Here is a 25,955-nt window from a genome sequence, read left to right as displayed (position 1 = left end):
GGTTATTCCTGGCTTGATCCCGGCTCGTTAACCACTAGACGATGAAGCTAGCTCTTGTTCCTCACCGGTGGTGGAGTTCTGCTCCGCGTCTGGGAAGACAAATTTGTGCAGCGCCCACCAGCGGAAAACCATGGCCAGTACGGTGCCGATGATCGGCCCTGAAACGAAGTCGGCGATTTCCTGGCTCAGGAAGGAGACTTGCGGATAGTGATATCCCAGGATCCACCGGGACACATACAGTGGGGCCGAGTTGATGCCAATGCCAATCAGTGAAACCGCGAAAAATCCGATCGCCTGGACGCGCTTGCGGAAGGCATCGTTCTGATGCTGGAAGGTGTACTGCCGGGTGAGGACGAAGGAGACGATTGTCGCAACACCGTTGGCAATGATGAAAGCGGTCGTCGGGTGCGCTTCGAGCACGGTGAATTTCAGACCGTAGTTGACCACTAGCGTCACCACAAAGCAGAACCCGCCCACGCCGACGAAGCGCATGAGTCTTGTTAGCACGCGATTTTTATCGCTCACAGTTGCTCCGTGGTTGTTAGTGGCTGAAGACGTTGTTGCGGCTGGCCGTGCTTAACCCTGGACGGCCATTCCGAAGCCTTCGACCAGTTGCATGAATTCACCTTCGGAGATGATTTCCACGCGTTGCCCCTTGTCACGCAGTTTCAGCACGTGCTTTGCCTTGTTGGTCAGCCGCCCGTTGGAGAGATCCTGCGGCACAAACCCATCTCCGACAACCAGCGCGGTCGTTGCCCGGGTGACCCGCGAGGCGGTCTGCGCACCGTAGTTAGCGGCCCATTGCTTTGCCTTGGGGCGAGGCACGGCGAGATTGCCGGTAAAGACCATCACCTGTCCGTATAACGGATGCGTGGGATCGGCACTCGAATTCGGTTCGGGATTATCGCCTTCCTGCGGCCATGAGCCGAAGGCGTCTTGGGGCGGCAGCGGTTGGCCGCTGGCTATCCAGCCTTGTGCGTCACGGGTAGCGCGGGAAAACTCTTCGCCTGGGTTCCACGCGGCGGTCAATCCAAGCCCGACTTTGTAATGATCGGCTGCCTGCAAGACAGTGCTCGCATTGCTGCGTTGCGCTATGTCGATCATCGCCCACGCGCAGGCCTCGGCATCAGCCAAGGCTTCGTGGTGGTTTTCGATTGGGTGCCCGGCCTCTTCGGCGACGAACGGCAGCGAATAGCTCGGCAGATCATAGGCCTTGCGCGAAAGCTTGACCGTGCAAAGGTGAGCAAGTTGCGGTACCGATAGCTCACTTGCTTCGGAAGCTGCCCGAATGACGCCCGAGTCGAAAGCCGAGTTGTGGGCTACGAGAACATCTGAACCGACGAACTCCAGCAGGTCGCCGAGCTTCTCGCCGACCCGTGGCGAGTGTGTGACCATATCCTCGGTGATGTGGTGAATCGAGACGTTCCGTGGGTCGAAATGATCGAAACCCTCCGGAGGCCGAAGCAACCACTGTTCGGTTTCGACGATACGTCCGGAACGGACCTTTACTAGGCCGACCGAGCAGGCCGAGCCGATAAATCCGTTCGCCGTTTCAAAATCTAGCGCTGTGAAGTCCAATGACACGCCTGCCAGTTTACTCCCTTTCGCTAAATCAACGTCATCGGTGTCCCCTCGACGGCCTTTCTCGGCTGCAAGACTCCCTTTTACTACAGCGTTGCGTATCTCATTAAACACGTATCTGACCTGCGTTTATTAACAATCGATTCGATTCGCCGCAAAATAGGAAGAGCAAGACAGCTCACATCAGAAGGCACTGCAGTTCCCGCGATTCACGCCGTAATGGATTACGCATTTTGATGGCGAACCGCTCAGCATGCGCAGGCCATTTCCACTAGCTGCCTCCCTTCGCCCATAGCCCATAGCCCCTAGCCCCTAGCCCCTAGCCCCTGCAAGGATCCATCGTCCACAGGACGACAATCGGATTTTCGGGTTAAAACAGCGAAAGGCCCAGAGCTGCACCGAACACGGCATTGGATGCTCGCGTCGCCCGTAAAGCCGATATACGCAAGCGATTACTCCCGGGGCGCGGATGGGAAGAGCGACTCGTAGTAGCCGCTAAGTGCTGGGTAATAATCCGGTTCGAATCGGATTTCATCGGCATCGGCACCGGAAACGGCTGCCACCAGCCGGTCCAGGTAGTAATCCCACCCAGGACCCACCGAGCCGGCCATGCTCGGATCGAGCCCCGGCATCCTGAACACCAGCTTGCTGCCGTCCGAAACTTCCTCGATCGATAATTCCAACCGCCAAACTTCCTCGCCTTCCCCGGTGCTGACGCTAAGCAGGTAAGCAGCCCGGTCACAGCTCAGGATCTCGACTTTCTCGCGGGGCGTTCCTTCCTCGGCGGTCAAAGCCACTTCCACTTCCCCGCTGCTGGGGTCACCCCGCCAACTGCCGAACCACAAAGCAGTTCGATCCGAAACAGCAAGGTAGGTCCAAAGCTCTGCGGCTGGCACCGTGAAAACTCTGCGCAGCTCCAAGGCGCCATCGGGTGCGCGGGTTCCGGTCGGCAGGGCGTTCATGGCCACTCTCCTGATTCTCCATGAATTGCCGAGGTGGATTCAGTATCCATCGGGCTCGACAGCGGTGTATGTAGGGTAGCAAGAAAGGTGCCATCCGTCATTGGAAAAGAAACGCCTTGCCATGCTCGGTCACGATCGAGACATGATTTATGGTTGTTCGGCTAACCCTGACCGGCCAAGCCCTCATCATCTGGCGACCGCCCCGGCGTCGGCAGGCTGATTTTGCCGACCGTGGGCAATTCGCCTCTTCCCCACCCTGGCGACCAAAACCACTGCGGGAAAAGTGCTATTTCAAGCCCATCTGTTGCTCCATGCAGCTCTCGATAGACCCGATTCGACCTGGCTTGGGACAGGAATTATTCGCCTAGTCTTTGAGTTTTCGGCCCGACCTGTTTCAATTCGAAGGCTGTGGCCCAGCTGCGGAGCGTCGTATCGTTGGGCACAGCACTTCCCATCCAAGCATTGACCTTTCCAAGGAGCACCATGGTTTCGCTATCTCCCGAACGCCAAGACATCTTGGGGCTGCTGGCGGAGGCCCGTTTCTTCCTGAAAAATACGACCCGCGGGCTGAGCGATGATCAGGCCAGGCTTCGCCCCACGGCCAGTGCCCTCTGCTTAGGAGGAATCATTAAGCACGTTACCGCCACCGAGGATTCCTGGGCGCGATTTGTCGTCGAAGGCATGGAGGCCCAGTCGGTCAATGGGAAGCATTTTGCGCAGTGGGGAGCGGAGGAATACGCGATTCGGCAGGCTCAGTTTGAAATGGGAGCAGATCAGACTCTGGCGGAAATCATTGCTGATTACGATGCCTGCGCCGCACGCACCGAGGAGATAGTGACTACCCTTGCGGATCTTGATCGACGTTTCGAGCTACCGCCGGCTCCATGGAACGAACCTGGTGCGAGCCTTAGCGTGCGCCGGTCATTGCTTCACATCGGTGCAGAGACTTCGCAGCATGCTGGGCACGCCGACATCATCCGCGAGTCCATCGACGGTGCGAAGTCGATGGGATAGGGATCGCGCTGCGCTGGGTCTCCGGGTAGCAGAATACCCAGGAAGCGAGTGATTCGCTCCCCGGGTATCAGGCCATCTATCGGGCGGCTAGGCCACTGTTGCCTTACGCAAGGTCAGATACGAACCGCCGGCCATCACCACCGCTACGGCACCACCCCACAAGGTCACCCCGGCAGCAGTCCAAGTCAGCGCCCAGCTCCAGAAATTGTCCCAAAAATCGCTGAAGGTCATCAGCGCGGCAACTCCGAGGAGCACAACTCCTAGTCCAATGAAGAAGACCACCATGCCGGTCGTCTTCCAACGCATGTAGATCGTGGCGATCAAGAAGCCGATCATGAACAGCAGTACCATCAGCACGAAGTAGAAACCTACCTGAACCGCCGCGTTGTTATCCGCGATCCACTCCAAGGCGAAGAACCGGGAATCCAGCCACCAACCACCGGTTGCCTTCTCCACCAGTCCCATCAAGTAGTAGAAGATCGATAGCGCCAGTGCGCAGGCCGAAAACAATAGGACCGTTCCGAGGTAGAAACTGCGTCGCGAGACGCTCATGGCCTGAGAAAAGGGGAAGGTTAAGGTCAGTGCCTGGATACCCAACGCCAAAAAGTACCACATGGGCGCTTGGGCTCCGCCGCCATAAACGGCTCCCTCGGCTCCGGCTTCGCGGACTATCCAGAAGATCGCCAACGAGAAAATAAAAGAGCAGCCGAGAATCAACAGCGGGAGGCCAATAAAGACCCATTTGTTGATCAGTTGCATGCGAACTACCTTTATTACACGCTCCATTGCTTTGCCTCCTCATCGCCTTCGGTTGTTTCGCTTTGAACCGGCTGCCCCAAGGCAGTCCGTACGACCAGTTGCTGTAGTGAAACGGGGCTGAGATCAAGACCCAGTTCTCGCGCTTCGGTTTGTTGCCTCTCCGAAAGTCGCGCTCGGATGCTGATGCTCGCCAGCGTTCCCAGAGAATCCCGGTGAATGACCGGGTAACCCTCGATAAACTCGTGCACCGTGCTCGAGTTGCCGCTGACCGTCACCGCGGCCCCTTGAAGGGATTCAGCATCGCTGTCCATCACAATGCGACCACCGTCGATGATGATCACGTGTTCGAGGAGATTTGCGACCTCGTCGATCAGGTGGCTGGAGAGCACGATCGTGCGTGGATACAGCGAAAAATCTTCCACCAGTCGGTCGTAGAAGATCTGCCGAGCCACCGCATCCAGGCCCAGGTATGGCTCGTCGAAGAAGGTCACTTCGGCCCGCGAAGCCAGGCCAATGATCACTCCAACGGCCGAAAGCTGGCCGCGGGATAGCTTCTTGATCTTGCGCTTGACCGGCAAGTTGAAGTCTGCGATCAGCTCCTGGGCTAGCGCCTCGTTCCAATTTTCGAAGAAGAGGGACGCTGCTTTGAACGCCTGAAAGACCTTGTACTCATCGGGGTACTTCTGCGATTCACGAATGAAGCAGATGCGGGACAGGGTTGCATCATGCTCGAAGGGCGCGTGCCCGAAGATCTCGATCTCGCCACTGCCGGGGTACCCCTGACCGGTGAGGATCGACATCAGGGTCGTCTTGCCAGCGCCATTGCGGCCGAGCAGACCGTAGATCTTGTTGGATTCTAGCTGCAGGGTAACGTCATCCAGCGCCTTGACGTCCTTAAACGTCTTAGTCAGCCGTTGCGCCGAAACTGCGATTTTCTCAGACATCACTCATACCTCCGTGGGTCGAATCCAATGGATGTGCGGATTTGATCATGTCCATCAGCTCCTCAACTCCGATGCCAAGTTTCCCCGCTTCGGCCGTCAGCGGCTGGACGTACAGGTCATTAAATTTCTGTCGACGCTTTTGCCTCAGCCGTTCCGGCGCGCCCTGTGCTACGAACATCCCGATCCCCCGCTTCTTATACAACAGCCCTTCTTCAACGAGCTTGTTAATTCCTTTGGCCGCAGTTGCCGGATTGATCCGGTAAAAGGCGGCGAATTCGTTTGTCGATGGCACTTGGGCCTCTTCGGCAAGCACGCCAGCGAAAATATCATTTTCGATCAGCTCGGCGATCTGCATGAAAATCGGTTTCGAATCATCGATCACGCCATGCACTTCCCCTCGTTTGTGGAACCAAATCTCCCAACCAGTTCATTGGTTCATTACTCATGTAACTAACCATAGAACCTGGGCGAAAATTATGCAATACCACTGCCTTCCGCGCACGAAAAAACCGGCCGGCTCTCCGTATTTCCCATATCGGGGAAATGCGGAGAGCCGGCCGGTTCACCAGAAGCCCGGTGGCTATCTGCGCCAAGTCACGCTGGCGCTTATTTGACGGCTAATGCCTTGCTGACCTCAGTGATAATCGCTGGTAGCAACAGTTTGAATGCCTGGGCGCGATGCGAGATCGAGTTCTTTTCCTCTGCCGAGAACTGAGCCAAGGAACGGTTGGAATCTTTGGGCTGGAAGACCGGGTCGTAGCCGAAGCCATGCTCGCCGGCACGCTCGCGGCGCAGCCGGCCTACAAGCTTGCCGAGTTCCACTTGCTGCGCACCACTCGGAGTAGCCAGTGCCGCGGCGCAGACGAACGCGGCGCCACGGTGTTCTTCGGAGATATCGCCGAGCTGCCCCAGCAACAGGTCGATATTCGCTTCGTCGTCACCGTGCGATCCAGACCAGCGAGCCGAGAAGATCCCGGGTGCCCCGCCTAAGACATCAACGCTCAATCCCGAATCATCGGCCAGCGCGATCAGCCCGGTAGCGGCACTGATCTCCTTGGCCTTCTTCAGTGCATTGCCCTCGAAGGTGACCTGATCCTCGACCGGGTCCGGGGCGCCGGCGGTGGCCGCGTCGATGACCTGGGTGTCGACATCCAGGCCAGGCACCTGGCCGCGCAGCAGCTCGCGCAGTTCGCGCAGCTTGCCCTGGTTGCGTGAGGCTAGGACGAGAACTGCCTCGCTCATTTGGCGTTTCGCAGGGTCTCGGTCTGGATCTGCGCCAGCTCGGTGGTCCCGATCAATGCAAGGTCCAGCAATGCGTCGAGCTCTGCACGCTTAAACGGTGCGCCCTCCGCTGTACCCTGCACCTCGACGAAGTCACCGGAACCGGTGACCACAACGTTCATGTCGGTCTCCGCGCGAACGTCCTCCTCATAAGGCAGGTCGAGCATCGGGGTACCGTCGATAATGCCCACGGAGATCGCCGCGACAGAATCGGAGAGCACCTTCGCGTTGGACTTCAGGATTCCCTCGCGGCGGGCCCATTCCAGCGCTTCGGCCAGCGCCACATAGGCGCCGGTGATCGCGGCGGTGCGGGTTCCGCCATCTGCCTGCAATACGTCGCAGTCGAGCACGATGGTGTTTTCGCCCAGCTGTTTGGTGTCAACCACCGCGCGCAGCGAGCGGCCGATCAGTCGGGAAATCTCATGGGTGCGGCCCGACAGCTTGCCCTTGACCGCTTCGCGGGAGTTACGGGTGTTGGTGGCACGTGGAAGCATCGCGTATTCTGCGGTAACCCAGCCGGTCCCCTCGCCCTTGAGCCAGCGCGGCACGCCCTGGGTGAAGGAAGCGGTGCACAGCACGCGGGTATTTCCGAATTCGATCAGAGCCGAGCCTTCGGCCTGGGTGGACCATCCACGGGTGATGGTGATGTCGCGAAGTTGCGCGGCGCTGCGGCCGTCGGCACGTAAAGTCATGCTTCCATCCTAACGAAAGCACCCCGGCTTCCGGGTCTGTGACGGCACCAGAAGCCAGGGTGTTTAGTCCAACAGGGTGCCAACTCGACTTGGCTGGCGGGCGGTGCTAAATCACCGATTCTTCGACCTCGGCAGATGGGCATTTTTTGGCCGGTAGGACACGGTCGAAGAGCCAGGCAAAGACGAAGGTGTAGATCAGGAAGAACACCAGCAATCCTGCTTCCAGGACCAACGCCTCGAGCAGCGTAACCGAGAGGATCCAGGCGAGAATCGGCACAAGAATCAGCACCAATCCGCCTTCAAACCCGAGCGCGTGGGCAATCCGGCGCCCCACGGTGCGCACCTGGGACTCCTGGCGCTTTTCCCATGCCTCGAACAGGGAGGTCCAGATGTAGTTCCAGATCAGGGCCACGACCGAAGAAGTCACGGCGACAATACCGGAATGCCCGCCGCCAAAACCCAAGAGGACCAAGGCCACGGAGGTCAGCACAATGGCGAAGAGCTCATAGGAAAAGACGTAAATGATGCGTCGAAGAACCGAGGACACGAGGTACTCCTTAGAAGTAGTCCATAGGAAGTCCTTGCGGGTTCGCGTCCATGGTGTAGGTAGTTAATTGCCCCGCGAGTCCTCAGCGGGGTGTGCTTTCCAAGCTAGCACGCGGCAATTCTGCTCGCTAGAGTTCGGTGAGCGAAATCACCGGTCTGGCTGGCTGATCCCTCAGCCGAACGGCGATTTCCGGTGATCAAGGTGCGACGGGGTACTGGCTGCGAATCGCGATCCGATTCCAGCTGTTCATCACGATGGTAAGCCAACTGATCGCGGAGACTTGCTCCGCGCTGAGCACCGCGGTGTCCCCGGCGCGCGACGGCGGCACCTCAAGCTGCGTGACCTCTTCGGCCAAGGCCAGCGCCGCGGCCTCCACCTCGCTGAAGTATTGCGATTCCCACCACGCGGCCAGCACAGCCAAGCGGTCGGACGTCTCCCCGAGTTTCAGCGCATCGCGAGTGTGCATTCGCAGGCAGAAGGCGCAGCCGTTGAGCTGCGAAACACGGATCTTGACCAGCTCACCGAGCAGCGGGTCCAGACCGCAGGCCACCAGCGCCGCTTCGGCCTGCGCATTCAACTCGATCAGGGCCTTGTAGGCCTCGGGATGTTGCTTGCCCAGATTTACGCTGCGTCGCGGTGCCGATGGCATAGTTCAGTTCCTCTGTTGGGTTGGCCCGTGGGTGCGGCGGGTTCGGTTGCCTACCCGTGCCGCAAAACCCTGCCCGCTACTTCTTGCGCTTGAGCAGCGGGAACTTGCGGACCTTCTCGTAGTTGATCTTCGGCAGCGAGCCGGTGCGGGACTTGAGGTAGTCGGTTCCGCGGTCGCCCTTGAACAGCGTCGGGTGCTTGTCCTCTTTCAGGGAGCCGGAGTAGACCCCGTAGGTCACCCCGGAAATTGCCACGGCGATCCCGCGGTCATAAGTTTCCTTCGCCTCGTCGACGACCTTGTTGATATCGGTCCACACCGGAATGTGGGTCAGCAGCAGGCGCTCGGCGCCCGCCTCGGTGGCCATCTGCCCGGCACGCTTGCCGGTCAGGTGCACCCCGTCGATCGCGTCGTCGCGGCCCTCCTCGAAGGCCGCTTCGCAGAGGAAGATATCCGAACCCCGGGCGGCATCCACCAGCCCCTGGCAGGTATCGGTATCCCCCGAGTAGGTCAGCACACTGGTCAGCAGTTCCCCGTCGGGGCCAGGCTCGCGGGCCTCGACACGCAAGGCGTAGGACTCTTCGATGGGGTGGCGCACCGGGTAGGGGGTGATGGTGAATGGGCCGATATTCACCGGCTGCAGCGCGGTCCACTGGCGGAAGTCGTAGTCCTTGTGCATGGTGTCGCCCTCGGGCAGGCCGTAGGCGGTCTCGATCCGATTGGCGGTATCCGCCGGCCCATGAACCAGCATTTTTTCGCGGTTCCAGCCGTTTGGGTCCCAGCGGATGGCCACGTGCATGCCGCACAGGTCCATGCAGTGATCCGGGTGGAGATGGGAAATCATGATCCCATCGAGGTCCTTGATATCGGTATAGCGCTGCAGGACGCCCAGGGCGCCGGAGCCAAGATCGAGCAGGATCTTCCAGTCGCGAGTGCCATCAAAGGCAGTGACCAGGTAACAGGACGCCGGGGAGCTCGGGCCCGGGAACGACCCGGTGCACCCGATAATGGTCAGCTTCATTGCTTACTCGCTTTCGCCGCGGCAATCAGTTCCGGGGTTAGCCTGGTGATCGCACCGGTGGGATAGTGGGCGGCCACATGGTCCACATGGCGCACCTGCAATACTTCCGGTCCGAGGAATCGGCGAGCCAATACCCCAAAACTATCAGCGTTCCCGGTGGCAAGGAATTCGTGACGCGCCGCCAGTTGGTCCTCGCGTACCAATTCATGGGTCGTCAAGGCGCGGAAGGCATCCTTTGCGGTCTCCTCGGCGCTGGAGACCAGGGTGACCGACTCCCCCATCACGTAGGAAATCACGCCGGTGAGCAGCGGATAGTGGGTGCAGCCCAGGATCAGCGTGTCCACCTCGGCGGCCTTCAGCGGGGCCAGGTATTCCTCGGCCTGCGCCAGCAGCTCGGCACCTGCGGTAATCCCTGACTCCACAAATTCGACAAACCGCGGACAGGCCACCGCGTGCACCTTCAACGACGGCGCGGCGGCAAAAGCGTCCTCGTAGGCGCGCGATCCCACCGTCGCCTGGGTGCCGATCAGCCCGATCTTCCCATTCTTCGTCGCCGCGACCGCACGGCGCACCGCCGGCTGGATCACCTCGACCACCGGGATCCCGTAGCGCGCGGTATAGCGTTCGCGGGCGTCGCGCAGCACCGCCGAGGAGGCCGAATTGCAGGCGATCACCAGCAGCTTCACCCCGGCGTCCACCAGCTCGTCCATCACGCCCAGCGCATTGGCCCGCACCTGGGCGATCGGCAACGGGCCGTAGGGCGAGTTCGCGGTGTCTCCGACGTAGATCAACGATTCGCCCGGCAGCTGGTCGATGATCGCGCGGGCCACGGTCAGTCCGCCGACCCCTGAATCGAAGATCCCGATCGGGGTATTGGCATTCGGCGCGCTGAGCGGAGAACTGGCGAAGTAGGAGTTCATCGCCTAGCGCTCCGCATTCATCAGTGCCTGCATCAAGGTGTCCTGCACCCAGGAGACCAAGTTGTACACCAATCCCAGATACTCTTGCGGCGATTGCACGGCCGCGGCATCGACCAGCTGGGCGATCCGCTCCGAATCCGCCTCGTCGCGGATGTCCAGCCGCTCGGCGAGCACCAGGCGCACATCGTTCAACGCCCGCGCGAAGCGTTGCGCGGCCGGGACCTGGAGCACCAGCTTCTCGGTCTCCAGCAAAAGCTGGGCCTCGCGTAATAAAGAGGTCTTTTCGGCGATCAGATCCGCTTCGGTCAGCCGGCGGAATTCCGCGGCCACCGCCTTGTCCTCGCTGGCATCCGGAAGCAGCCGCTTGACCGCGGCATCGGATGGTTCGGGAAGATCCGCGCTCTTCGGGCGCATCCCGGTCAGCGCGTACAGCGGATCGATATCCTCGGGCAGCTCATGCACCGCGGCGCGTTCTTCGAGCACCTTGATGACGTCGCCGAAGAGTTCGCGCAGCAATTTCCGTTCCGAGGCGTGCAGCGAACCGGTGATTCCGCGCGCGCCACTTTTAAAGGCCTTTGCCACGTAGCTTAGGCCTCCTGGGTCATGGTTGCCTGCAATCCGAAGCCGTGCATCGCATGCACGTCGGACTCGATCGCCTCCCGGGCACCGCTGCGCACGACGCAAAAACCGTCGTTGTGCACCTGCAGCATCAGCTGTTCGGCGCGCTCGCGGGTGAAGCCAAAATACGACTGGAACACATAGGAGACATAGCTCATCAGGTTCACCGGGTCGTTCCACACGATCAGGCGCCAGGCCTTATCCTGCGCCTTGAGGGTCTCGGGGTTCGTCATTACATCGGGCATAGCGGTCATAATTCTCATTTTACGCCCCATCTTGCCAGGAGGCGCGGTGCGTTGTGAATATCACCGCAAGCGTGAGGCGTTATACAGTAAAGGCCGGTCCATCCACTTTTCGATCAGGAGCACCACATGCTCACCAGCCTTTTTACCGATCACTACGAGCTGACCATGCTGCAGGCGGCCCTCGCCTCCGGCGCCGCTCACCGCCCCTCGGTGTTCGAAGCCTTCTCGCGCCGACTGCCCGAGGGACGACGCTATGGCGTGGTCGCCGGCACCGGGCGCCTGCTCGAAGGCCTCAAGGACTTCCACTTCGGCGACGCGCAGCTGCGCTTCCTCTCGGATACCAAGGTGGTGAACAAGCAAACCCTGGATTACCTGGAGAACTTCAAGTTCACCGGCGACATCACCGGCTACGCCGAGGGCGAGCTCTACTTCCCGCACTCCCCGATCCTCACCGTGCAGTCCACTTTCGCCGAGGCCTGCGTGATCGAAACCTACATCCTCTCGATCCTGAACCACGATTCGGCCATCGCCTCGGCCGCCTCGCGCATGATCGCCTCGGCCGGCACCCGTCCGTGCATCGAGATGGGCTCCCGGCGCACCCACGAGGAATCCGCGGTGGCCGCGGCCCGCGCCGCGATCATCGCCGGATTCGATTCGACCTCCAATCTGGCGGCCGGCGCACGCTACGGGATCAAGACGGTAGGCACCTCCGCGCACTCCTTCACCCTGCTGCACGACACCGAAGAGCAGGCCTTCGCCGCGCAGATCGAGTCGCTGGGCAAAGACACCACGCTGCTGGTGGACACCTACGAGGTGGAGGCCGGGGTGCGCACCGCGGTCAAGGTGGCCGGTCCCGAGCTCGGCGGGGTGCGCCTGGACTCCGGCGACCTGGTCCAGCAGGCCGGCTGGGTGCGCGAGCTGCTCGACGACCTGGGCAACTGGAACACCAAGATCACCGTCACCTCTGATCTGGACGAATACGCGATCGCGGCCCTGGGCAGCGCACCGGTGGATTCCTACGGCGTAGGCACCGCCCTGGTCACCGGATCCGGGCACCCGACCGCCTCGATGGTCTACAAGCTCGTCGCCCGGCAGGATTCGGCCGGCAGCTGGATTCCGGTGGCGAAGGCCTCGGCGAACAAGGCGAGCGTCGGCGGGCGCAAGCACGCGGTCCGCCAGCTGAACGAACGCAACCGTGCCACCGCGGAGATCGTCTCGCTCGAGGAGTACAGCACCGGCGGGCCCGAGCGCCAGCTTTCGGTGCCCTTCGTCACCGCGGGCCGGATCGATGAGTCCTTCATCGGCGCGGCCGGCGTGGAAAAGGCCCGGGCGCGCCACCACGCCTCGATCCAGGAAATGCCCGGAGTGGCACGCAAGCTCCAGCGCGGCGAGCCGGTCATCCCGACGATCATCCGCGAGGACTGAGCGCCGAAGCAGTATTATGGTTAAAACCCTATTCACTCGCAATGATTAGGAGCAAAACATGACTCGAGCCCTGCTAGTTGTCGATGTCCAACCGGATTTCTGCGAAGGCGGCCCGCTGGCCGTGGCCGGCGGCAACGCCGTCGCTGCCGCGATCGCCGAGGATGTGATGGCCCGCCGCGAGTCCTACAGCGCGATCATCACCACCCAGGATTGGCATATCGATCCGGGAGCCCACTTTTCCGAGGCCCCGGACTTCGCCGACTCCTGGCCGGTGCACTGCGTCGCCGGCACCGAAGGCGCGGAGCTGCACCCAAGCATCGCCGCGCTGGAGGTCGACGCGCACTTCGCCAAGGGCCGCTTCACCGCCGCCTACTCGGGGTTCGAGGCCCGGGTCCTGGATCCGGGCGCGGCCCCGGAGGATGAGTCCGGCGCCCTGCTGGATCAATGGTTGCGCGAGCGCGGCATCACCACGGTGGACATCGTGGGCATCGCTACCGATCACTGCGTGCGCGCCACCGCGCTGGATGCCGCCCGCGCCGGATTCAGCACCACCGTGCTCGCCCCGCTGACCGCGGCGGTGAGCCCGCAGAACCTGCCGGCGGTCTACACCCAGCTGCGCGAGGCCGGAGCCATCGTGCTCACCCTGGGGTTGGAACCGGTCAGCCCCGCGCCCTGAGCCTTCGTTAAACGCCGACGGCGCCCCGCTTTATGCGGGGCGCCGTCGGTCGTTGGCCGGACCTATTTGCACCCGAGAAACCAATCCTGCAGCCTGTCGCTGCGCCGCCGCACCGGCTACTTTTCGCCCACGGACAGCGAAGCATCCGCGGATGCGGTAGGCGTGGGCTCCGCCTGGCGCTCGCGCTGGATCGCTCCGGGCTGCCGGCTGCTGGCGATATCCGCGGGGTTGACCAGGTCGATCTCCCCGGTGGCCTGCAGGTACCAGTCGGTCAGCAGCGGATCCTTGGTGCCCAGCCCGGCACCGGCTCCTTCCTCCTTGCGCACCTCGGTGGCGTTGAACACGAAGTCATCGCCGAAGTCCTCGATGCCGCGGCGGATGCCCTGGGCGATCGCCGCATGGGCGAACTTGACCCGCAGAATATATGGATCGGTGCGCAGATCGCGCCACCAGGCGATCATGATGCCCATCACCACAAAGGCGAACGGCAGTGCCGAGACCACCATCAGCGATTGCAGTCCGGCCAGCCCCTCCGCTCCGCCGGCCAGCAGCAGCGAGGCCGCGGTGAGCCCCAGCAGCAGCCCCCACACCACGGTGACCCAGCGCGAAGGCTCGGGCCGGCCGCGCTGCGACATCGAGGCCATGACGATCGAGGCCGAATCGGCCGAGGTGACGAAGAAGACGATGATCGAGGCCATCGCGATGATCGACAGCACGGTGCCTCCGGGCAGCTGGTCCAGGACCGCGAACAGCATCGCCTCCGGCGAACCGGCATCGCTGATGCCCTGGCCGGTCAGCTCCATCCACATCGAGGTGCCGCCGAAAATGGAGAACCAGAAGAAGCAGACCAGCGCGGGGACGATGATCACCACGGTCACGAACTCGCGCAGCGTGCGGCCGCGGGAGATCTTGGCGATGAACAGGCCCACGAACGGGGTCCAGGTCACCCACCAGGCCCAGTAGTAGGTGGTCCAGCCGCCCATGAACTCGGCCGCTTCCGGGCTCTGGTTCGGGTTGCGCATCAGCATGGTCCACAGCTCGCCGAAGAACGCGGCCATGCTGGCGGGCATGAAGTTCAAGATGAACAGGGTCGGCCCGACGATGAAGATGAACAGCGCCAGCATCCCGGCCAGCACCATATTCAGGTTCGACAGGGCGCGGATGCCGCGCTTGACCCCGGAGACCGCCGAAAGGATGAACAGCACCGTCAGCACGGCGATCGAGCCGATCAGGAACGTGTTGCCCACCGGCCCGGCCCCGCTGACCATCTGGTAGCCGCGGCCGATCTGCAGGGCGCCGATGCCCAGCGAGATGGCCGTGCCGAACAGCGTCACCAGGATGGCGAAGATGTCGATGGCCATGCCGATCGGACCGTGGGTGCGGGCGCCGAAGATCGGTTCGAAGATCGAGGAGATCAGCGGCGGACGCCCGCGCCGGTAGGCGCTGTAGGCGATGGCGCCGCCGACCAGCGCGTAGTAGGCCCAGGCGATCGGGCCCCAGTGCAGCATGGTTTGCGCCATGGCATCGTGCATGGCATCCGGGGTTCCGGCGGCCGACTCGAACCCGTAGGGCGGATCCTGGAAGTAGACCAGCGGTTCATAGGGGCCATAGAACAGCAAGCCGATGCCGATGCCGGCCGAGAACAGCATCGCCACCCAGGACACGGTCGAGAATTCGGGTTTCTCATCGTCGGCGCCCAAGCGGATGCCGCCGGTGCGCGAATAGCCGACCACCAGCATGAACACGGCGATCGCGATCGAGAGCAGCCCGAACATCCAGCCGAAGTTCGTGGTCACCCAGGACAGCGCCGTGCCGCCGAGCGTGGCGACGGTATCAGGTGCCAGCACGGCCCAGAGAATCACCGCCACAATCAACGCGCCGGATAAGGCGAAGACTAGTTTATTGGTGCGGAAATCCTGCCTGGTCGATTCTACGCCGATGCCCGGAATCAGGGCCGGATGCACCAGCCCGGGCTGGGTGAATTCCTTGAGCAGCTTGCGCATCGGAGGCCGGGGTCGGGCGGGGTGCGGTTCCCGCGGGGTATTCTGCTTTGCCATGTTTTCCACCTGAGGTCGCTTTGTCGTCACTGCCTTGCCGGCGCGGGCTGGATCCGGTTCCTCACCCGATCCTGCGCCCGCACCACGGCGGCGGGTCCGCGGCAGCGCGCCGGGCCGCGGACAGGATGCCGGGCCCAAACGGCACGGTGGCCCCGGCCGCCTGGTCCACGTGCAGCCCGAGGATTTCCTCGGTCGCCACCAGTTGCCCCGAGCGGTACAGCTCGTGAGCCAGATGCAGTTTCTTCGCGCCGAAGCCGGCCAGCACCGTGCGCACGCTCAGCGGTTCGCCGAGCGAAACCTCCTGCAGGTAGCGCACATGGGCTTCCACGGTGTAGAGCGAGCAGCCGCTGGCGGCCCGGTAGTCCTCCCCCAGGCCCAGCGACTCCATCGCGGCATCCGTGGCGTATCCGAAGACCAGCACGTAGTAGGGCTCGGACATGTGCCCGTTGTAATCGATCCAGGCCGCGTCAACCGTCGTTTCGTAGCTGCTCAGCAGCCCCGGCTGTTGGGCGCTCATCCCCGGCCTCCGGCAAGTTTGCGGATGGCGATAATCCCGGCGTCGCGTTCGGCGACCAGCTGCCCGAAACTCCGTTCGCCGGCGGCCGTGTCACAGCCGGCCACCACCGAATCGCGCAGCTCACCGGTCAGCTCCGGGGCATCCAGGCGCGTCCACGGCGACTTCAGCGACGGTCCGAAATGGTCGAGCATATGCGCCATGCCGCCTTCGCCGCCGGCCAGATGGAAGGTGAGCATCGGGCCATGCATCGGCCAGCGCAGCCCCGGGCCGTCGGTGATCGAACGGTCGATCTGCTCGACCGTGGCCTCGCCGTTGTCGATCATGTGCAGCGCCTCGCGCCACAGCGCCTCCTGCAGGCGGTTGGCGATGAATCCGGGGACCTCGCGGTCCATCAGGATCACCGACTTGCCGATCTGCTCGTAGAATTCGGCGGCCCATGCCTCGGCCCGCTTGCTGGTCAGCTCGCCGCCGACCACCTCGACCAGCGGGATCAGGTAGGGCGGGTTGAACGGATGGCCGACCACAAAACGCTCGGGGTGCGCCAGCGCCGCGGCCATATCCGTCATCGGGTAGCCGGAGGTGGAGGAACCGATGACCACGTCCGGATCCACCACCGCGTCCAGCTCCGCGAACAGCTTGCGCTTGAGCTCTAGCTGTTCGGGGGCCGATTCCTGCACGAACCCCGCCCCGGCGACCGCTTCGGACAAATCGGTGTGCACGCTGAAGGCGTTCTTGTCCGCTCCGTGGACCATGTCCAGCTGTTCCAGGGCCGGCCAGGCCGCCTCGATCAGCCGTCCCAGTTTCGCGGCCGCGTCGGGTGCCGGGTCCCAGACCTTGACCTGGTAGCCGCGGGCCAGGAAGTAGGCGGCCCAGCCGCCGCCGATGGTTCCGGCACCGATGCAGGCGATGGTGTCGATGTCGTTGATTGCGCGAATGCGTTCCATGCTCAGGCTCCTGCCGGGATCTGGACTTTGAGGTCGAGGATTTCGCGGGCCTCGTCGGGGGTCGCCACTTCGGCGCCCAGGGATTCGATAATGCCCACCGCGCGGTCGGTGAGCTGCGCGTTGGTGGCTTTCACTCCCTTGGACAGGTACAGGTTGTCCTCCAGGCCGACGCGGGCGTGGCCGCCGGCCAGCACCGACTGGGCCACCCAGGGCAGCTGGTTGGCGCCGATGGCGAAGGAGGTGAATTCCGCGCCCTTGGGCAGCAGGTTGACCATCGCGTGGAGCAGGCCCGGGTCCACCGGGGCCCCGTAGGGCACGCCCATGCACAGCTGGTACAGCGGCGGCGGGTCGATCAATCCCTCCTGCACCATGACATTGGCGAACCACAGGTTCCCGGTGTCGAAAATCTCCAGCTCCGGGCGCACCCCCAGCTGCTGGATCCGTGCCGCGCCTTCGCGCAGCATGTCCGGAGTGGAGACGTAGAGGTTGCTGCCATCGCCGAAGTTCAGCGAACCGCAGTCCAGCGTGCAGATTTCCGGCAGCAGCTGCTCGACGTGGGGCAGCCGTTCCAGGCCGCTGACCAAGTCGGTGCCCGGCAGCTGGGCGGTCGGGTTCTGCGGGTCGAGGACCAGGTCCCCGCCCATTCCGGCGGTCAGATTGATGACCGGGTCCACCTCCGAGGCGCGGACGCGTTCAACGACCTCGCGGTAGTATTCGACCTTGCGCGAGCTGAGCCTGGTCTGCAGATCGCGCACGTGGATGTGGACGACCGAGGCACCGGCCCGTGCCGCGGCAATCGCATCGTTGGCGATTTCTTCCGGAGTCACCGGAACGAACTCGCTCTTTGCGGTGGTGTCGCCTGCTCCGGTCAGGGCGCAGGTCAAGATTATTTTTCGGTTCATCTCTAAACTCCTTTTGTAGCTCTTTTGCCCGGTCTGCGAATTACCGGGATTCCGCGGCCCAACGGGAATCGGCCCGGGATCCGTCCAACGCGATGCAGCGCCGGAGATAGTCGCGCAATCCGCGGGCCATGGCCGGCTTGTCGATCACCCGGGTCAGCACCTTGATGCCGTATCCATCCATCAGCGAGGTCAGTTCCAGCGACATGCTGTCGGGGTCGCCCGCCCGGAACAGCCCCTGGCGTTGGCCATCCTCGATCGTGCTGCGTACGGTCGCTACCCAGCGCCGGTAACTCTCGACATAGGCCTCGTCGTAGCGTCCATCCACGGTGATCTTGTTCCACATCTGGACCCAGATCGACCATTCAAGCTCCGCGGTTCGCCCATCGGGAGATTGCAGCTCAAGCAGCCTGGTCAACCGCTCGGCCGGGTCGGTTACCTCGCTCAGCCACGCGACTTGTCGGTTATAGGCCAGTTTCACCGAGTAGTTCATCGCCGCGCCGAACAGTTCCTGCTTGGTCGGGAAGTAATAATGGACCGTCGCGCTGGATACTCCGGCTTCGGCCGCGATGTCGGCAATCCGCACCGATTCAAAGCCCTGCTCGGCAAATAATCGCCAAGCCGTTTCGATAATTTTGCGATGGCCTAACTTTTGATCAGCCGACGGGAGACGCTCAGCGGCACCCTCCAGTCTCGGGATGGCGGCGGAAACCGCAGAGCTCTCCTCGCCCATGATCCAGCTGACCGTCACCCCGGTAGCTGTGGCAAGGCGCAGCAGCTCGTCGGCGGTAAACCGCCGCAATCCTTTCAAAGACTTGGAGAGCTTCGTTTCATCGATGCGAATTTGCGCGGCGATCTCCCGCTGCGAACTGCCGCTCTTTTTGATTGCGGTCCGGATTCGCTCGCCGATCGGGCCCATCGCTGTGGTACTTGGCATGCCAGCTAGCCTATATGCAACTTTCATGAATCGCAAAGTATTTTGATATTTAGTCAGAACTTGCGATTTTGGGAACCGCGTCGCATTGGCGATTCATGCCGTGACAGAAGCGAGCCCGGGAGCAACGGCGCAAGACACGGAACGGTTCCCAGCAGTACGTAGGCCGAGCCGCTCTGGGAAAGCTCCTTGCGAGCGGCCGGAAGCAAGTACGCCAAAGGTGCATCCCGCAGCTGGGCTCAACTCCGCCGGCCGCGGAGACGATGTTTGCGTCATGCGCTCGGCGACCCTGTCCAGCAATGCGAGGAAAGCAAGCGGTGCCCGAAGCCGGGTCCTACCGGATCCTGGCGGGCAGGCTGCATGGAATGGCGACTTTCAAGAGCGAAAATAACAACTGCTCGCCGCTCGGATTCCGTTCGGTTCACGGCGCTGGCCACGGGCCTGGAAGCGGCCAGCCCCGCGCCCTGAGCCTTCGTTAAACGCCGACGGCGCCCCGCATGATGCGGGGCGCCGTCGGCGGATCGCCGGACCTATTTGCGCCCGACGAACCAATCCTGCAGCTTGTCGATGCGCGCCTGCAGCTGGTCCGCGGTCGCCTGCGGCACCGCCGGACCGCCGCATACGCTGCGCAGCTTGTTGTGCACCTGCCCATGCGGCACGCCGGTGCGCGAAGCCCAGGCCGAGACGTTCTTGGACAGCTTCGAGCGCAAGTCCATCATCCGCCGGTGGTCGCTGACCGGTTCGGGCTTCGTGGCCCCGCGCGAAATCTGCTTGTTCTGCTGCTCGCGCAGCAGCGCGGACACCTGCTCGGTATCCAAGAGGCCGGGAATCCCGAGGAAGCCGAGCTCCTCATCGCTGCCCAGCTCCGCACCGGTGCCGAACTCGCCGCCATCGAAGAGCACCCGGTCGAAGGAGGCCTGGGAATTCAGCGCCTCGAATTTGGCCTTGTTCAGCTCGTCGCTGGCTTTCTCCTCGCGATTCGCCTCTTCGAGGAACGCGTCGTCCAGTCCGTCTTCGAGCTTCTCCCCTTCGCGGTCCAGCGCGTGGTCGCGTTCGATCTCCATCTCGTTGGCCAGCGCCATCAGCACCGGCACCGAGGGCAGGAACACGCTGGCGACCTCGCCACGCTTTCGGCTGCGCACAAAACGCCCGACGGCCTGCGCGAAGAACAGCGGGGTCGAGGTGGAAGTGGCATACACGCCCACGCACAGCCGGGGCACGTCCACACCCTCGGACACCATGCGCACCGCGACCATCCAGCGCGAATCCGAGGCGGCAAAATCGTCGATCTTCTGCGAGGCCTTCGGGTCATCCGAGAGGATGGTGGTGACCTTCTCGCCGCTGATCGCCTCCAGCTGGGTGGCATAACCGCGCGCGTCCTCATGGTCGGTGGCGATCACCAGGGCGCCGGCATCCTTCACGGTGCGCCGCACCTCGGAAAGCCGGCGATCCGCCGCACGCAGCACCGAAGGAATCCAGTCGCCGTGCGGGTCCAAGGCGGTGCGCCACGCATGCGCGGTGACATCCTTGGTGAATCCGGCGCCGAGCTCGGCTTCCATCTCCTCGCCAGCCGCGGTGCGCCAACGCATCGCCCCGGAATAGGCCATGAACAGCACCGGGCGCACCACGTGGTCCGCCAGCGCCTTGCCATAGCCGTAGGTGTAATCCGCCTTCGAGCGGCGGATGCCATCTCCCTCGTCCACATACTGCACGAAGGGAATCGGCGCCGCGTCCGAGCGGAACGGAGTACCGGTCAGCGCCAGCCGGCGGGTGGCCGGCTCGAAGGCCTCGCGAATGCCATCGCCCCAGGAGAGCGCGTCGCCTGCGTGGTGCACCTCGTCCATCACGACCAGCGTGCGCGCGCCTTCGGTTTTCGCCCGGTGCACCGCTGGCTTCTGCGCCACCTGCGCATAGGTCACCACGACACCCAAGTAGTGCGAGCCGTGCCGCCCATCGGAGTTCTTGTAGTTCGGATCCAGCGCGATTCCCACACGTGCCGCGGCATCGGCCCACTGCTTTTTCAGGTGGTCCGTGGGCGCGACGACGATCATCCGGTTGATCTTGCCCGAATCGACCAGCACCTTCGCCAGGCGCAGCGCGAAGGTAGTTTTACCCGCACCGGGGGTCGCCACGGCCATGAAGTCCCGTGGTTCGGCGTCAAAGTATTTTGCCAGCGCCTCGGCCTGCCAGGCACGAAGCTTCGGCCCGGTTCCCCAGGCAGCCCGTTCCGGATACGCCGGAGGGAGCTTGTCTTCCAGCGGAAGCTTGTCACCAAAATCAAAAAGTGTCTCGGTCATTTACCTTTTCCCGATGGTTCCTGCTGGTTGTCCCGCTACTTAACCCATCATGGATTCGTAGATTTCCTTGCATTCGGGGCAGACCGGGAACTTCTTCGGGTCACGGCCCGGCGTCCACACCTTGCCGCACAGCGCGATCACCGGCTCGCCGGACAACGCCGACTCCATGATCTTTTCCTTCTGCACATAGTGCGCAAAGCGCTCATGATCGCCGGCCTCGACGCCATGCGTCGTCTCCGTGCGTTCGATCGTTGATGTTCCACCACGGGTTTCTTCAGACTGTTCCACCATGCCACCAATTCTAGTACGCCACGGCGCAGCACGGCACCCTCGACGATGGGAGCTTGTCCACACTGCCATCCCCTTGACTCGTCTGCTGCCCCGGCAGGACGCGCATGAATACCCGCACAACCAGCGCTTTTGCCTCCCCTCGCCGGCGTCCCACCCACTTGAGCTCGCTGCCTTCCAAACCTCCGATGCCACCGGGTGTGTCTGCGCGCCCAATTGCGCGGAGGCTTATCCACAGTCCGCGCTCCGCACGCCCACCCCCTGTTTGTCCGGGCGCATACTCGAACCCATGAACACCACCGCCCTCGGGGACACCCTCAGCCAGCTGGACCGGGAGCTCACCGAGCTCACCGGCCCGGGCTTGTCCCCGAGCCTGGCGGGCACCGACCTGCGGGCCCTGTTCACCGGCACCACACAGCTGCTTAGCACCCTGCGCGAACACCTGGCCGGCACCGAGGACCCACGCCTCGCCCTGGAACTGGCTTCTGCCGGACAAGCGCTGGCCGATGAAGCCGCCCGCATGCGCGTGACCGCCGCGGACCGCCTCGCGGCCACCAACGCCCACACCCTCCACACGGAGGAACTGGACGCACTGCGTACCACCGGCGCCGACACCAGCCGGGACGCGCAGCGCTGCACCGGGCGGCCCAGCTTCCTGGACCCCGCCGCCCTGCTCGCGTCTTGGCTGCACCTGCCCTATGCCGAAGCGGCCGGCCTCGTCCAGGACGCCAGTGACCTCATCGGCCGCCGGAACCCGGCAGGCCAGTCGGTCCCGCCGCGCTTCACCCACCTCGGTGCACTGTTCACCACCCCGGACCCCACCAGAACCCCGGTGCTGCATCCGTCCCTCGTGCAGGAGACCAGCCGCAAGCTGGCCAAACGCGAACCGAAGGACCTGACCTTCGAAGGCACCGGCACCGGCACCGAACCAACACTGCGCCATGCTGACGGGCGGGCGGTGGAAGAACACGCCGCCGACGTGCTGCGCGGGGCGCAGAGCGTGAAGGAAGCCGAGAAGCACGTGACGCAGCTGATCAGCAGCGCCGCCACCACGCCGGGCACCGCGACCAAAGCGTCGGTGCGGCGCGGGTTGTATGCGTTGCCGGTGCGCAATGCGCTGAGCCGGGAGTTCCTCTTGCGGGTGAGCACGTTGGAGGGCGAGGTGCTCGATTCGTTGATCGCGCAGGCCAATAATCCGCGTACCCGGGTGGGGCAGGCGGTGCGCACGAACCCCGGTGACCCTGCACCGTCCCACGACGAAGCAGAAGCATCCGGCACCATCGACCCGACCAGCGGCGAACAAAACGGCACCGACAAGGACGCGGAGCCAAACAGTTCCACAGCGGACGCCGATCTTGCGAACGATCCGGTGGTACCGGAAGCCGTTGTCGCTGACACTCAAAGCGCTGCAGATCGTGAAGCCCCTTCACCGGAAGCCGGCACCAAAGCCGCATCGGGTCCGGGCTTCCCGGATTTCCTTCCCGAAGGGGTGGGCAACGAAGCGCGCTGGGACCCCGAAGAGACCGAAACCATCGCCACCGTGCCCGAACGGGCGCTGAACGCGCTGCTGGACATCCTCACCACCACCACCACCACTGCTGGTGGAGGGGCGCGGATCCGGCCCGAGGTGATCGTGCATCTGAAGCTGGAGAACCTGCAGGATTTGGCTGCCGGGGATGCGCGGACCGCGCACGGGGTGCATCTGCCGCCCGGAGAGCTAAGACGGCTCTTGTGCCAGGCCGAGATCATACCGGCGGTGTTCAACTCGAAGAGCGAACTGCTCGACTACGGCCGAGCCCAACGCATCGTGCCGGAGAAGCTCAAGCGGGCGGTGCTGGCCCGCGATCGCGGGTGCATTGTGCCCGGCTGCACGGAGCCGCCAGAGAAGGTGGAGTTCCACCATATTGATCCGTGGTGGAAGGGCGGGGAGACGAAGCTGGGCAATTTGGGGGCTTTGTGCCGTGGTGCGCATATGGATGCCGATGCGGGGCGGATCCAGGTGGTGTTGGTGGATGGGTTGCCGCATGTGATTTTGCCGAAGCATGTTGATCCGGAGCAGCAGCCGCGGCGTAATACGTATTGGGACTAGCCACCGGTGAGCGGGAGAACTCCGCCCACGACCGTGACCGCGCAAGGCGCAGGAGACCAGGGCATCAATTCGGTTAGTTCGTGAGTTAAGACAACGCCCGCATCAACCGGGTCGGAGAAAATCCGACCCGGTTGATGCGGGCGTTGCAGGGTTTGCTGTCTAGCGGTTGACCAGCACCGCTTGCATCAGCTCCGGCTGACGCGCGTCCATGGTCTTGCCGCCAATCCTGATCCCAAGGAACAGCATGATGGAACCGGTGATCAGGCCGACCGCGACGGTAATGTATCCGGCCAGCATCGATTGAGTCACCCAACCGAAGATATATGGCACCAGCGTTGGAATCAGCAGCACACCCATGATGCCAAAGGTCGCCAGCTGAGTCAGCGCCACGCGGGCACCATTGCCTGGCGGAGTCTTCATCGGATTGTCCCCAGGCAGCGGCACCGCGTAGGTGTACCGCGCCGAAGCGATCGAGGCGACGCCCAACGCAATCAGGAACGCTCCTAAGGACATTCCCAGATCGCCGGGAATACGCCACGGCTGACCGGTCAGCGAGGCCGGCAAGACCGCGGCCAGGATCAGCGGCACGATGACCAGTGCAAAGCACGCCAGCACGCGGCCCAAACGATCGTCCTTGCCCGTCACACCGGTGAGCACATGCAGCGCAAAGGCGGTGTTGTCATAGGAGACATCCGCGGAGATCGAGAAACCCATCAGAATGCCGATCAACGGACCGAGCAGCAGCATCATGGAGTAGTTTCCCGTGGTTCCGCTGGCAAAGTAGAAGATGATCGGGAGCATCGGCACCATGATCACGCTCAACGCATAGCGCGGGTCTTTGAACCAATAGGTCAGGGCGCGCGCGGCCACCGCGCCGCTGGGCGTAGCCGGGGTGATTTTGAAGAACCCCAATCCCTTCGCGCTCGATGCACGCTGCGCGGCCGGCGGAGTGACCGTGGCCTTGCCGGTGGCTCGGGTCAGCAAGAGATACAGCCCGGCCAGGTAGACCAGCGCCAACGCAAGGTGCAGCCCCAAGGCCGCGAACTGACCGGTGGCAAAGTCATTTGGCACGGCTGCAAAGGCACCGAGCGGGGTGAACGCAAGGACCTTGGTGGCGGGGATCAGCAGGTCGAAGATCGATTCGACGTTGGTGGCGATCGTGGTGATGATCGGGCCCAGGCTGATCAACAGCAAGAACAGCACACCGAAAGACAGCTCGCGGAAACGGCGCTTGGCGCGCAGCGCGGTGGCCATGATCGTCAGGTACTGGCAGAGCAGAATCGCCATCACCCAGGTGCCGATCGCACAGAGCAGCCCAACGATGAGCGCCAATGGATCCAGTCGCCAGATCGTGGAAAAGCCCAGCACCGCAAGCATCGTCAGAAAGGCCGGAACCGAGATGAACCCGGCGAGGATCAGCCCGCGGGCCAACGTCTTGGCCTCGATGCCGAAGTGGACGAAGCGCTGTGGCTCCAGGGTCAGGTCCACACCGGTGATCATCGGCGGGATCACCGCCCAACCGAGCACAATCACCGAACCGACCAGCACGCTCACCCAGCCGCGCGCCTCTAAGTTGTCGGCGCTAAACCACATGGCCAGCGACAGCATCACCACCATGCCCAGCGCGTAAAGCCCACCGATGATCACGCCCGCCAGCTGCCACGGGCTGCGCTTGAAGCCGTTGGCCAGCAGCCGCAGCTTCAGCTTTAGGATGTACGCAACCATGACAGCCCTTCACTTGTGCCACGGCCGCCGACCAGATCGACGAAGCGGTCCTCCAAGGACATCCCGTCGCGTACCTCGTCCACCGTGCCCGAGGCCTTGAGCACGCCGCCGTCGATGACCGCCACATGCGAGCACATACGCTGGACCAGGTCCATCACGTGCGAAGAAACGATCACGGTGCCGCCGAAGGCGACGTAGTCGTTGAGGATGTCGCGGATATTCGCCGCGGAAACCGGGTCCACCGCTTCGAAGGGCTCATCGAGCACCAGCAGCTTCGGCGAGTGGATCATCGCGGTCGCCAGCGAAATCTTCTTGGTCATGCCCGCGGAGTAGTCCACGACGAGTTTGTCGCCGTCCGCGCTCAAATCCATCACGCGCAGCAGGTCTTCGGTGCGCGTGGTGACCTCCTCGCGGTCCATGCCGCGCAGCAGGCCGGCGTAGGTCACCAGCTGCCGGCCGGTCAGCCGGTCGAATTGGCGCACCCCGTCGGCGAGCACGCCCAGGGTCCGCTTGGCGGTGTGCGGCTCCGCCCAGATGTCCACCCCGTTGACCAGCGCGCTGCCCTGATCCGGGCGCAGCAATCCGGTCGCCATTGAAAGCATCGTCGTTTTGCCTGCACCATTGGGTCCGACTAGTCCATAGAAGGACTTGGCGGGCACCTGGAGGCTGACATTGTTCACCGCCACCTTGTCACCAAATTGCTTGGCAAGGTTCCTTATTTCGAGCGCCATGCTATTCATGTGTCGAGAATATCAACCTGCCAAGTCAAGACGCATCATCCTTTGGAGTTAATCTCGCAGCCCAGGCCCGTCGTAGGAGCATCCGGGCAGATTAAAACGGCCCACTTTCATCGCCTGAGCAATGAAAGTGGGCC

Annotated in this window: 26 protein-coding genes and 1 pseudogene; 4 read left to right on the top strand and 23 right to left on the bottom strand. The window is 63.1% G+C overall.

What is annotated here, in order from left to right; all coding sequences use genetic code 11:
- Nucleotides 1-27: 27 nt before the first annotated feature.
- From CQ019_RS16275 to CQ019_RS16265, 3 genes are all read right to left on the bottom strand, one after another.
- Nucleotides 28-525, bottom strand: a complete 498-nt coding sequence (locus tag CQ019_RS16275) for a GtrA family protein (protein ID WP_146113386.1) — start codon at nt 523-525, stop codon at nt 28-30.
- 51 nt (nt 526-576) lie between these two features.
- A complete protein-coding gene (locus CQ019_RS16270) occupies nt 577-1,584 on the bottom strand; it encodes an exonuclease domain-containing protein (protein ID WP_105554808.1) in 1,008 nt (335 codons plus the stop codon).
- 449 nt (nt 1,585-2,033) lie between these two features.
- On the bottom strand, nt 2,034-2,543 hold the full coding sequence (locus tag CQ019_RS16265) for an SRPBCC domain-containing protein (protein ID WP_105554236.1): 510 nt from the start codon (nt 2,541-2,543) through the stop codon (nt 2,034-2,036).
- A gap of 483 nt (nt 2,544-3,026) precedes the next feature.
- Here CQ019_RS16265 and CQ019_RS16260 point away from each other — a divergent pair, with 483 nt between their 5' ends.
- A complete protein-coding gene (locus CQ019_RS16260; RefSeq protein ID WP_105554237.1) occupies nt 3,027-3,557 on the top strand; it encodes a DinB family protein in 531 nt (176 codons plus the stop codon).
- Between the two features lie 87 nt (nt 3,558-3,644).
- On the opposite strand, the gene CQ019_RS16255 is transcribed toward CQ019_RS16260, so the two are convergent.
- The 11 genes and pseudogenes from CQ019_RS16255 to clpS all read right to left on the bottom strand — a co-directional run bounded on the left by CQ019_RS16255 (nt 3,645) and on the right by clpS (nt 11,239).
- Nucleotides 3,645-4,316 (bottom strand): hypothetical protein, encoded by a 672-nt coding sequence (locus CQ019_RS16255; protein ID WP_258134036.1) that lies wholly within the window; start codon nt 4,314-4,316, stop codon nt 3,645-3,647.
- Between the two features lie 14 nt (nt 4,317-4,330).
- Nucleotides 4,331-5,260, bottom strand: a complete 930-nt coding sequence (locus CQ019_RS16250) for an ABC transporter ATP-binding protein (RefSeq protein WP_105554239.1) — start codon at nt 5,258-5,260, stop codon at nt 4,331-4,333.
- Entirely contained in the window at nt 5,253-5,642 is a 390-nt protein-coding gene (locus CQ019_RS16245; protein ID WP_258133683.1) for a GntR family transcriptional regulator, read from the bottom strand. The genes CQ019_RS16250 and CQ019_RS16245 overlap by 8 nt, the downstream gene beginning before the upstream one ends.
- A gap of 224 nt (nt 5,643-5,866) precedes the next feature.
- The gene (rdgB, locus tag CQ019_RS16240; protein ID WP_105554240.1) at nt 5,867-6,502 is read right to left on the bottom strand and encodes an RdgB/HAM1 family non-canonical purine NTP pyrophosphatase; all 636 of its coding nucleotides are present in this window, start codon (nt 6,500-6,502) and stop codon (nt 5,867-5,869) included.
- Nucleotides 6,499-7,233, bottom strand: a complete 735-nt coding sequence (gene rph, locus CQ019_RS16235) for a ribonuclease PH (protein ID WP_105554241.1) — start codon at nt 7,231-7,233, stop codon at nt 6,499-6,501. The genes rdgB and rph overlap by 4 nt, the downstream gene beginning before the upstream one ends.
- Nucleotides 7,234-7,339: 106 nt before the next feature.
- Nucleotides 7,340-7,780 (bottom strand): PACE efflux transporter, encoded by a 441-nt coding sequence (locus CQ019_RS16230; RefSeq protein ID WP_105554242.1) that lies wholly within the window; start codon nt 7,778-7,780, stop codon nt 7,340-7,342.
- Nucleotides 7,781-7,976: 196 nt separating this feature from the next.
- Nucleotides 7,977-8,429 (bottom strand): carboxymuconolactone decarboxylase family protein, encoded by a 453-nt coding sequence (locus tag CQ019_RS16225; RefSeq protein ID WP_105554243.1) that lies wholly within the window; start codon nt 8,427-8,429, stop codon nt 7,977-7,979.
- Between the two features lie 223 nt (nt 8,430-8,652).
- A pseudogene (locus tag CQ019_RS16220) lies at nt 8,653-9,447 on the bottom strand (MBL fold metallo-hydrolase); the annotation flags it as partial.
- On the bottom strand, nt 9,444-10,367 hold the full coding sequence (gene murI, locus CQ019_RS16215; protein WP_105554245.1) for a glutamate racemase: 924 nt from the start codon (nt 10,365-10,367) through the stop codon (nt 9,444-9,446). The gene murI and the pseudogene CQ019_RS16220, both read right to left, overlap by 4 nt.
- A gap of 3 nt (nt 10,368-10,370) precedes the next feature.
- Nucleotides 10,371-10,949: a DUF2017 domain-containing protein gene (locus CQ019_RS16210; protein ID WP_105570125.1), complete on the bottom strand. Its 579-nt coding sequence runs from the start codon at nt 10,947-10,949 to the stop codon at nt 10,371-10,373.
- A 5-nt stretch (nt 10,950-10,954) separates the two neighbouring features.
- Entirely contained in the window at nt 10,955-11,239 is a 285-nt protein-coding gene (clpS, locus tag CQ019_RS16205; protein ID WP_105570124.1) for an ATP-dependent Clp protease adapter ClpS, read from the bottom strand.
- A 117-nt stretch (nt 11,240-11,356) separates the two neighbouring features.
- Here clpS and CQ019_RS16200 point away from each other — a divergent pair, with 117 nt between their 5' ends.
- Together CQ019_RS16200 and CQ019_RS16195 are read left to right on the top strand one after the other, a co-directional pair.
- Nucleotides 11,357-12,655: a nicotinate phosphoribosyltransferase gene (locus tag CQ019_RS16200; protein WP_105570123.1), complete on the top strand. Its 1,299-nt coding sequence runs from the start codon at nt 11,357-11,359 to the stop codon at nt 12,653-12,655.
- A gap of 58 nt (nt 12,656-12,713) precedes the next feature.
- Nucleotides 12,714-13,331: an isochorismatase family protein gene (locus CQ019_RS16195; protein ID WP_105570122.1), complete on the top strand. Its 618-nt coding sequence runs from the start codon at nt 12,714-12,716 to the stop codon at nt 13,329-13,331.
- 116 nt (nt 13,332-13,447) lie between these two features.
- On the opposite strand, the gene CQ019_RS16190 is transcribed toward CQ019_RS16195, so the two are convergent.
- The 7 genes from CQ019_RS16190 to CQ019_RS16160 form a co-directional block, all read right to left on the bottom strand.
- On the bottom strand, nt 13,448-15,388 hold the full coding sequence (locus CQ019_RS16190) for a BCCT family transporter (RefSeq protein ID WP_105570121.1): 1,941 nt from the start codon (nt 15,386-15,388) through the stop codon (nt 13,448-13,450).
- Between the two features lie 61 nt (nt 15,389-15,449).
- Nucleotides 15,450-15,905 carry a thioesterase family protein gene (locus CQ019_RS16185; RefSeq protein WP_105570120.1) on the bottom strand — a complete coding sequence of 152 codons (456 nt, stop codon included), beginning with the start codon at nt 15,903-15,905 and terminating at the stop codon, nt 15,450-15,452.
- Nucleotides 15,902-16,849 (bottom strand): 3-hydroxyacyl-CoA dehydrogenase NAD-binding domain-containing protein, encoded by a 948-nt coding sequence (locus CQ019_RS16180; protein ID WP_105570119.1) that lies wholly within the window; start codon nt 16,847-16,849, stop codon nt 15,902-15,904. Before CQ019_RS16180 ends, CQ019_RS16185 begins: the two co-directional genes overlap by 4 nt.
- A 2-nt stretch (nt 16,850-16,851) precedes the next feature.
- Complete coding sequence (locus CQ019_RS16175) at nt 16,852-17,751, bottom strand: 3-keto-5-aminohexanoate cleavage protein (protein ID WP_105570118.1); 900 nt, start codon at nt 17,749-17,751, stop codon at nt 16,852-16,854.
- 40 nt (nt 17,752-17,791) lie between these two features.
- Nucleotides 17,792-18,685, bottom strand: a complete 894-nt coding sequence (locus CQ019_RS16170; protein ID WP_258134038.1) for a TetR family transcriptional regulator C-terminal domain-containing protein — start codon at nt 18,683-18,685, stop codon at nt 17,792-17,794.
- Between the two features lie 527 nt (nt 18,686-19,212).
- Nucleotides 19,213-20,979 (bottom strand): DEAD/DEAH box helicase, encoded by a 1,767-nt coding sequence (locus tag CQ019_RS16165; RefSeq protein WP_105554254.1) that lies wholly within the window; start codon nt 20,977-20,979, stop codon nt 19,213-19,215.
- Between the two features lie 39 nt (nt 20,980-21,018).
- Nucleotides 21,019-21,270 carry a DUF3039 domain-containing protein gene (locus CQ019_RS16160; protein WP_105554255.1) on the bottom strand — a complete coding sequence of 84 codons (252 nt, stop codon included), beginning with the start codon at nt 21,268-21,270 and terminating at the stop codon, nt 21,019-21,021.
- A gap of 1,102 nt (nt 21,271-22,372) precedes the next feature.
- On the opposite strand from CQ019_RS16160, the gene CQ019_RS18955 reads away from it, so the two are divergent.
- A complete protein-coding gene (locus CQ019_RS18955) occupies nt 22,373-23,356 on the top strand; it encodes a DUF222 domain-containing protein (RefSeq protein ID WP_374954810.1) in 984 nt (327 codons plus the stop codon).
- A gap of 159 nt (nt 23,357-23,515) precedes the next feature.
- Here the strand turns inward: CQ019_RS18955 and CQ019_RS16150 are convergent, their stop codons facing one another.
- Together CQ019_RS16150 and CQ019_RS16145 are read right to left on the bottom strand one after the other, a co-directional pair.
- On the bottom strand, nt 23,516-25,081 hold the full coding sequence (locus CQ019_RS16150) for a transporter (protein WP_105570116.1): 1,566 nt from the start codon (nt 25,079-25,081) through the stop codon (nt 23,516-23,518).
- A complete protein-coding gene (locus CQ019_RS16145; protein ID WP_096283870.1) occupies nt 25,063-25,821 on the bottom strand; it encodes an ABC transporter ATP-binding protein in 759 nt (252 codons plus the stop codon). The genes CQ019_RS16150 and CQ019_RS16145 overlap by 19 nt, the downstream gene beginning before the upstream one ends.
- Nucleotides 25,822-25,955 lie beyond the last annotated feature (134 nt).

This window comes from Arthrobacter sp. MYb229 (assembly GCF_002975405.1).
GTDB lineage: Bacteria > Actinomycetota > Actinomycetes > Actinomycetales > Micrococcaceae > Glutamicibacter.
This window is presented reverse-complemented; position numbering and strand designations above follow the sequence as displayed.

What these genes read in the sequence shown, in the direction of transcription:
- CQ019_RS16265 (WP_105554236.1), bottom strand. Translation starts at nt 2,543, where the DNA reads ATGAACGCCCTGCCGACCGGAACCCGCGCACCCGATGGCGCCTTGGAG.
- CQ019_RS16260 (WP_105554237.1), top strand. Translation starts at nt 3,027, where the DNA reads ATGGTTTCGCTATCTCCCGAACGCCAAGACATCTTGGGGCTGCTGGCG.
- CQ019_RS16255 (WP_258134036.1), bottom strand. Translation starts at nt 4,316, where the DNA reads ATGCAACTGATCAACAAATGGGTCTTTATTGGCCTCCCGCTGTTGATT.
- CQ019_RS16250 (WP_105554239.1), bottom strand. Translation starts at nt 5,260, where the DNA reads ATGTCTGAGAAAATCGCAGTTTCGGCGCAACGGCTGACTAAGACGTTT.
- rdgB (WP_105554240.1), bottom strand. Translation starts at nt 6,502, where the DNA reads ATGAGCGAGGCAGTTCTCGTCCTAGCCTCACGCAACCAGGGCAAGCTG.
- rph (WP_105554241.1), bottom strand. Translation starts at nt 7,233, where the DNA reads ATGACTTTACGTGCCGACGGCCGCAGCGCCGCGCAACTTCGCGACATC.
- CQ019_RS16225 (WP_105554243.1), bottom strand. Translation starts at nt 8,429, where the DNA reads ATGCCATCGGCACCGCGACGCAGCGTAAATCTGGGCAAGCAACATCCC.
- murI (WP_105554245.1), bottom strand. Translation starts at nt 10,367, where the DNA reads ATGAACTCCTACTTCGCCAGTTCTCCGCTCAGCGCGCCGAATGCCAAT.
- clpS (WP_105570124.1), bottom strand. Translation starts at nt 11,239, where the DNA reads ATGACCGCTATGCCCGATGTAATGACGAACCCCGAGACCCTCAAGGCG.
- CQ019_RS16200 (WP_105570123.1), top strand. Translation starts at nt 11,357, where the DNA reads ATGCTCACCAGCCTTTTTACCGATCACTACGAGCTGACCATGCTGCAG.
- CQ019_RS16195 (WP_105570122.1), top strand. Translation starts at nt 12,714, where the DNA reads ATGACTCGAGCCCTGCTAGTTGTCGATGTCCAACCGGATTTCTGCGAA.
- CQ019_RS16190 (WP_105570121.1), bottom strand. Translation starts at nt 15,388, where the DNA reads ATGGCAAAGCAGAATACCCCGCGGGAACCGCACCCCGCCCGACCCCGG.
- CQ019_RS16185 (WP_105570120.1), bottom strand. Translation starts at nt 15,905, where the DNA reads ATGAGCGCCCAACAGCCGGGGCTGCTGAGCAGCTACGAAACGACGGTT.
- CQ019_RS16180 (WP_105570119.1), bottom strand. Translation starts at nt 16,849, where the DNA reads ATGGAACGCATTCGCGCAATCAACGACATCGACACCATCGCCTGCATC.
- CQ019_RS16175 (WP_105570118.1), bottom strand. Translation starts at nt 17,751, where the DNA reads ATGAACCGAAAAATAATCTTGACCTGCGCCCTGACCGGAGCAGGCGAC.
- CQ019_RS16170 (WP_258134038.1), bottom strand. Translation starts at nt 18,685, where the DNA reads ATGCCAAGTACCACAGCGATGGGCCCGATCGGCGAGCGAATCCGGACC.
- CQ019_RS16165 (WP_105554254.1), bottom strand. Translation starts at nt 20,979, where the DNA reads ATGACCGAGACACTTTTTGATTTTGGTGACAAGCTTCCGCTGGAAGAC.
- CQ019_RS16160 (WP_105554255.1), bottom strand. Translation starts at nt 21,270, where the DNA reads ATGGTGGAACAGTCTGAAGAAACCCGTGGTGGAACATCAACGATCGAA.
- CQ019_RS16150 (WP_105570116.1), bottom strand. Translation starts at nt 25,081, where the DNA reads ATGGTTGCGTACATCCTAAAGCTGAAGCTGCGGCTGCTGGCCAACGGC.
- CQ019_RS16145 (WP_096283870.1), bottom strand. Translation starts at nt 25,821, where the DNA reads ATGAATAGCATGGCGCTCGAAATAAGGAACCTTGCCAAGCAATTTGGT.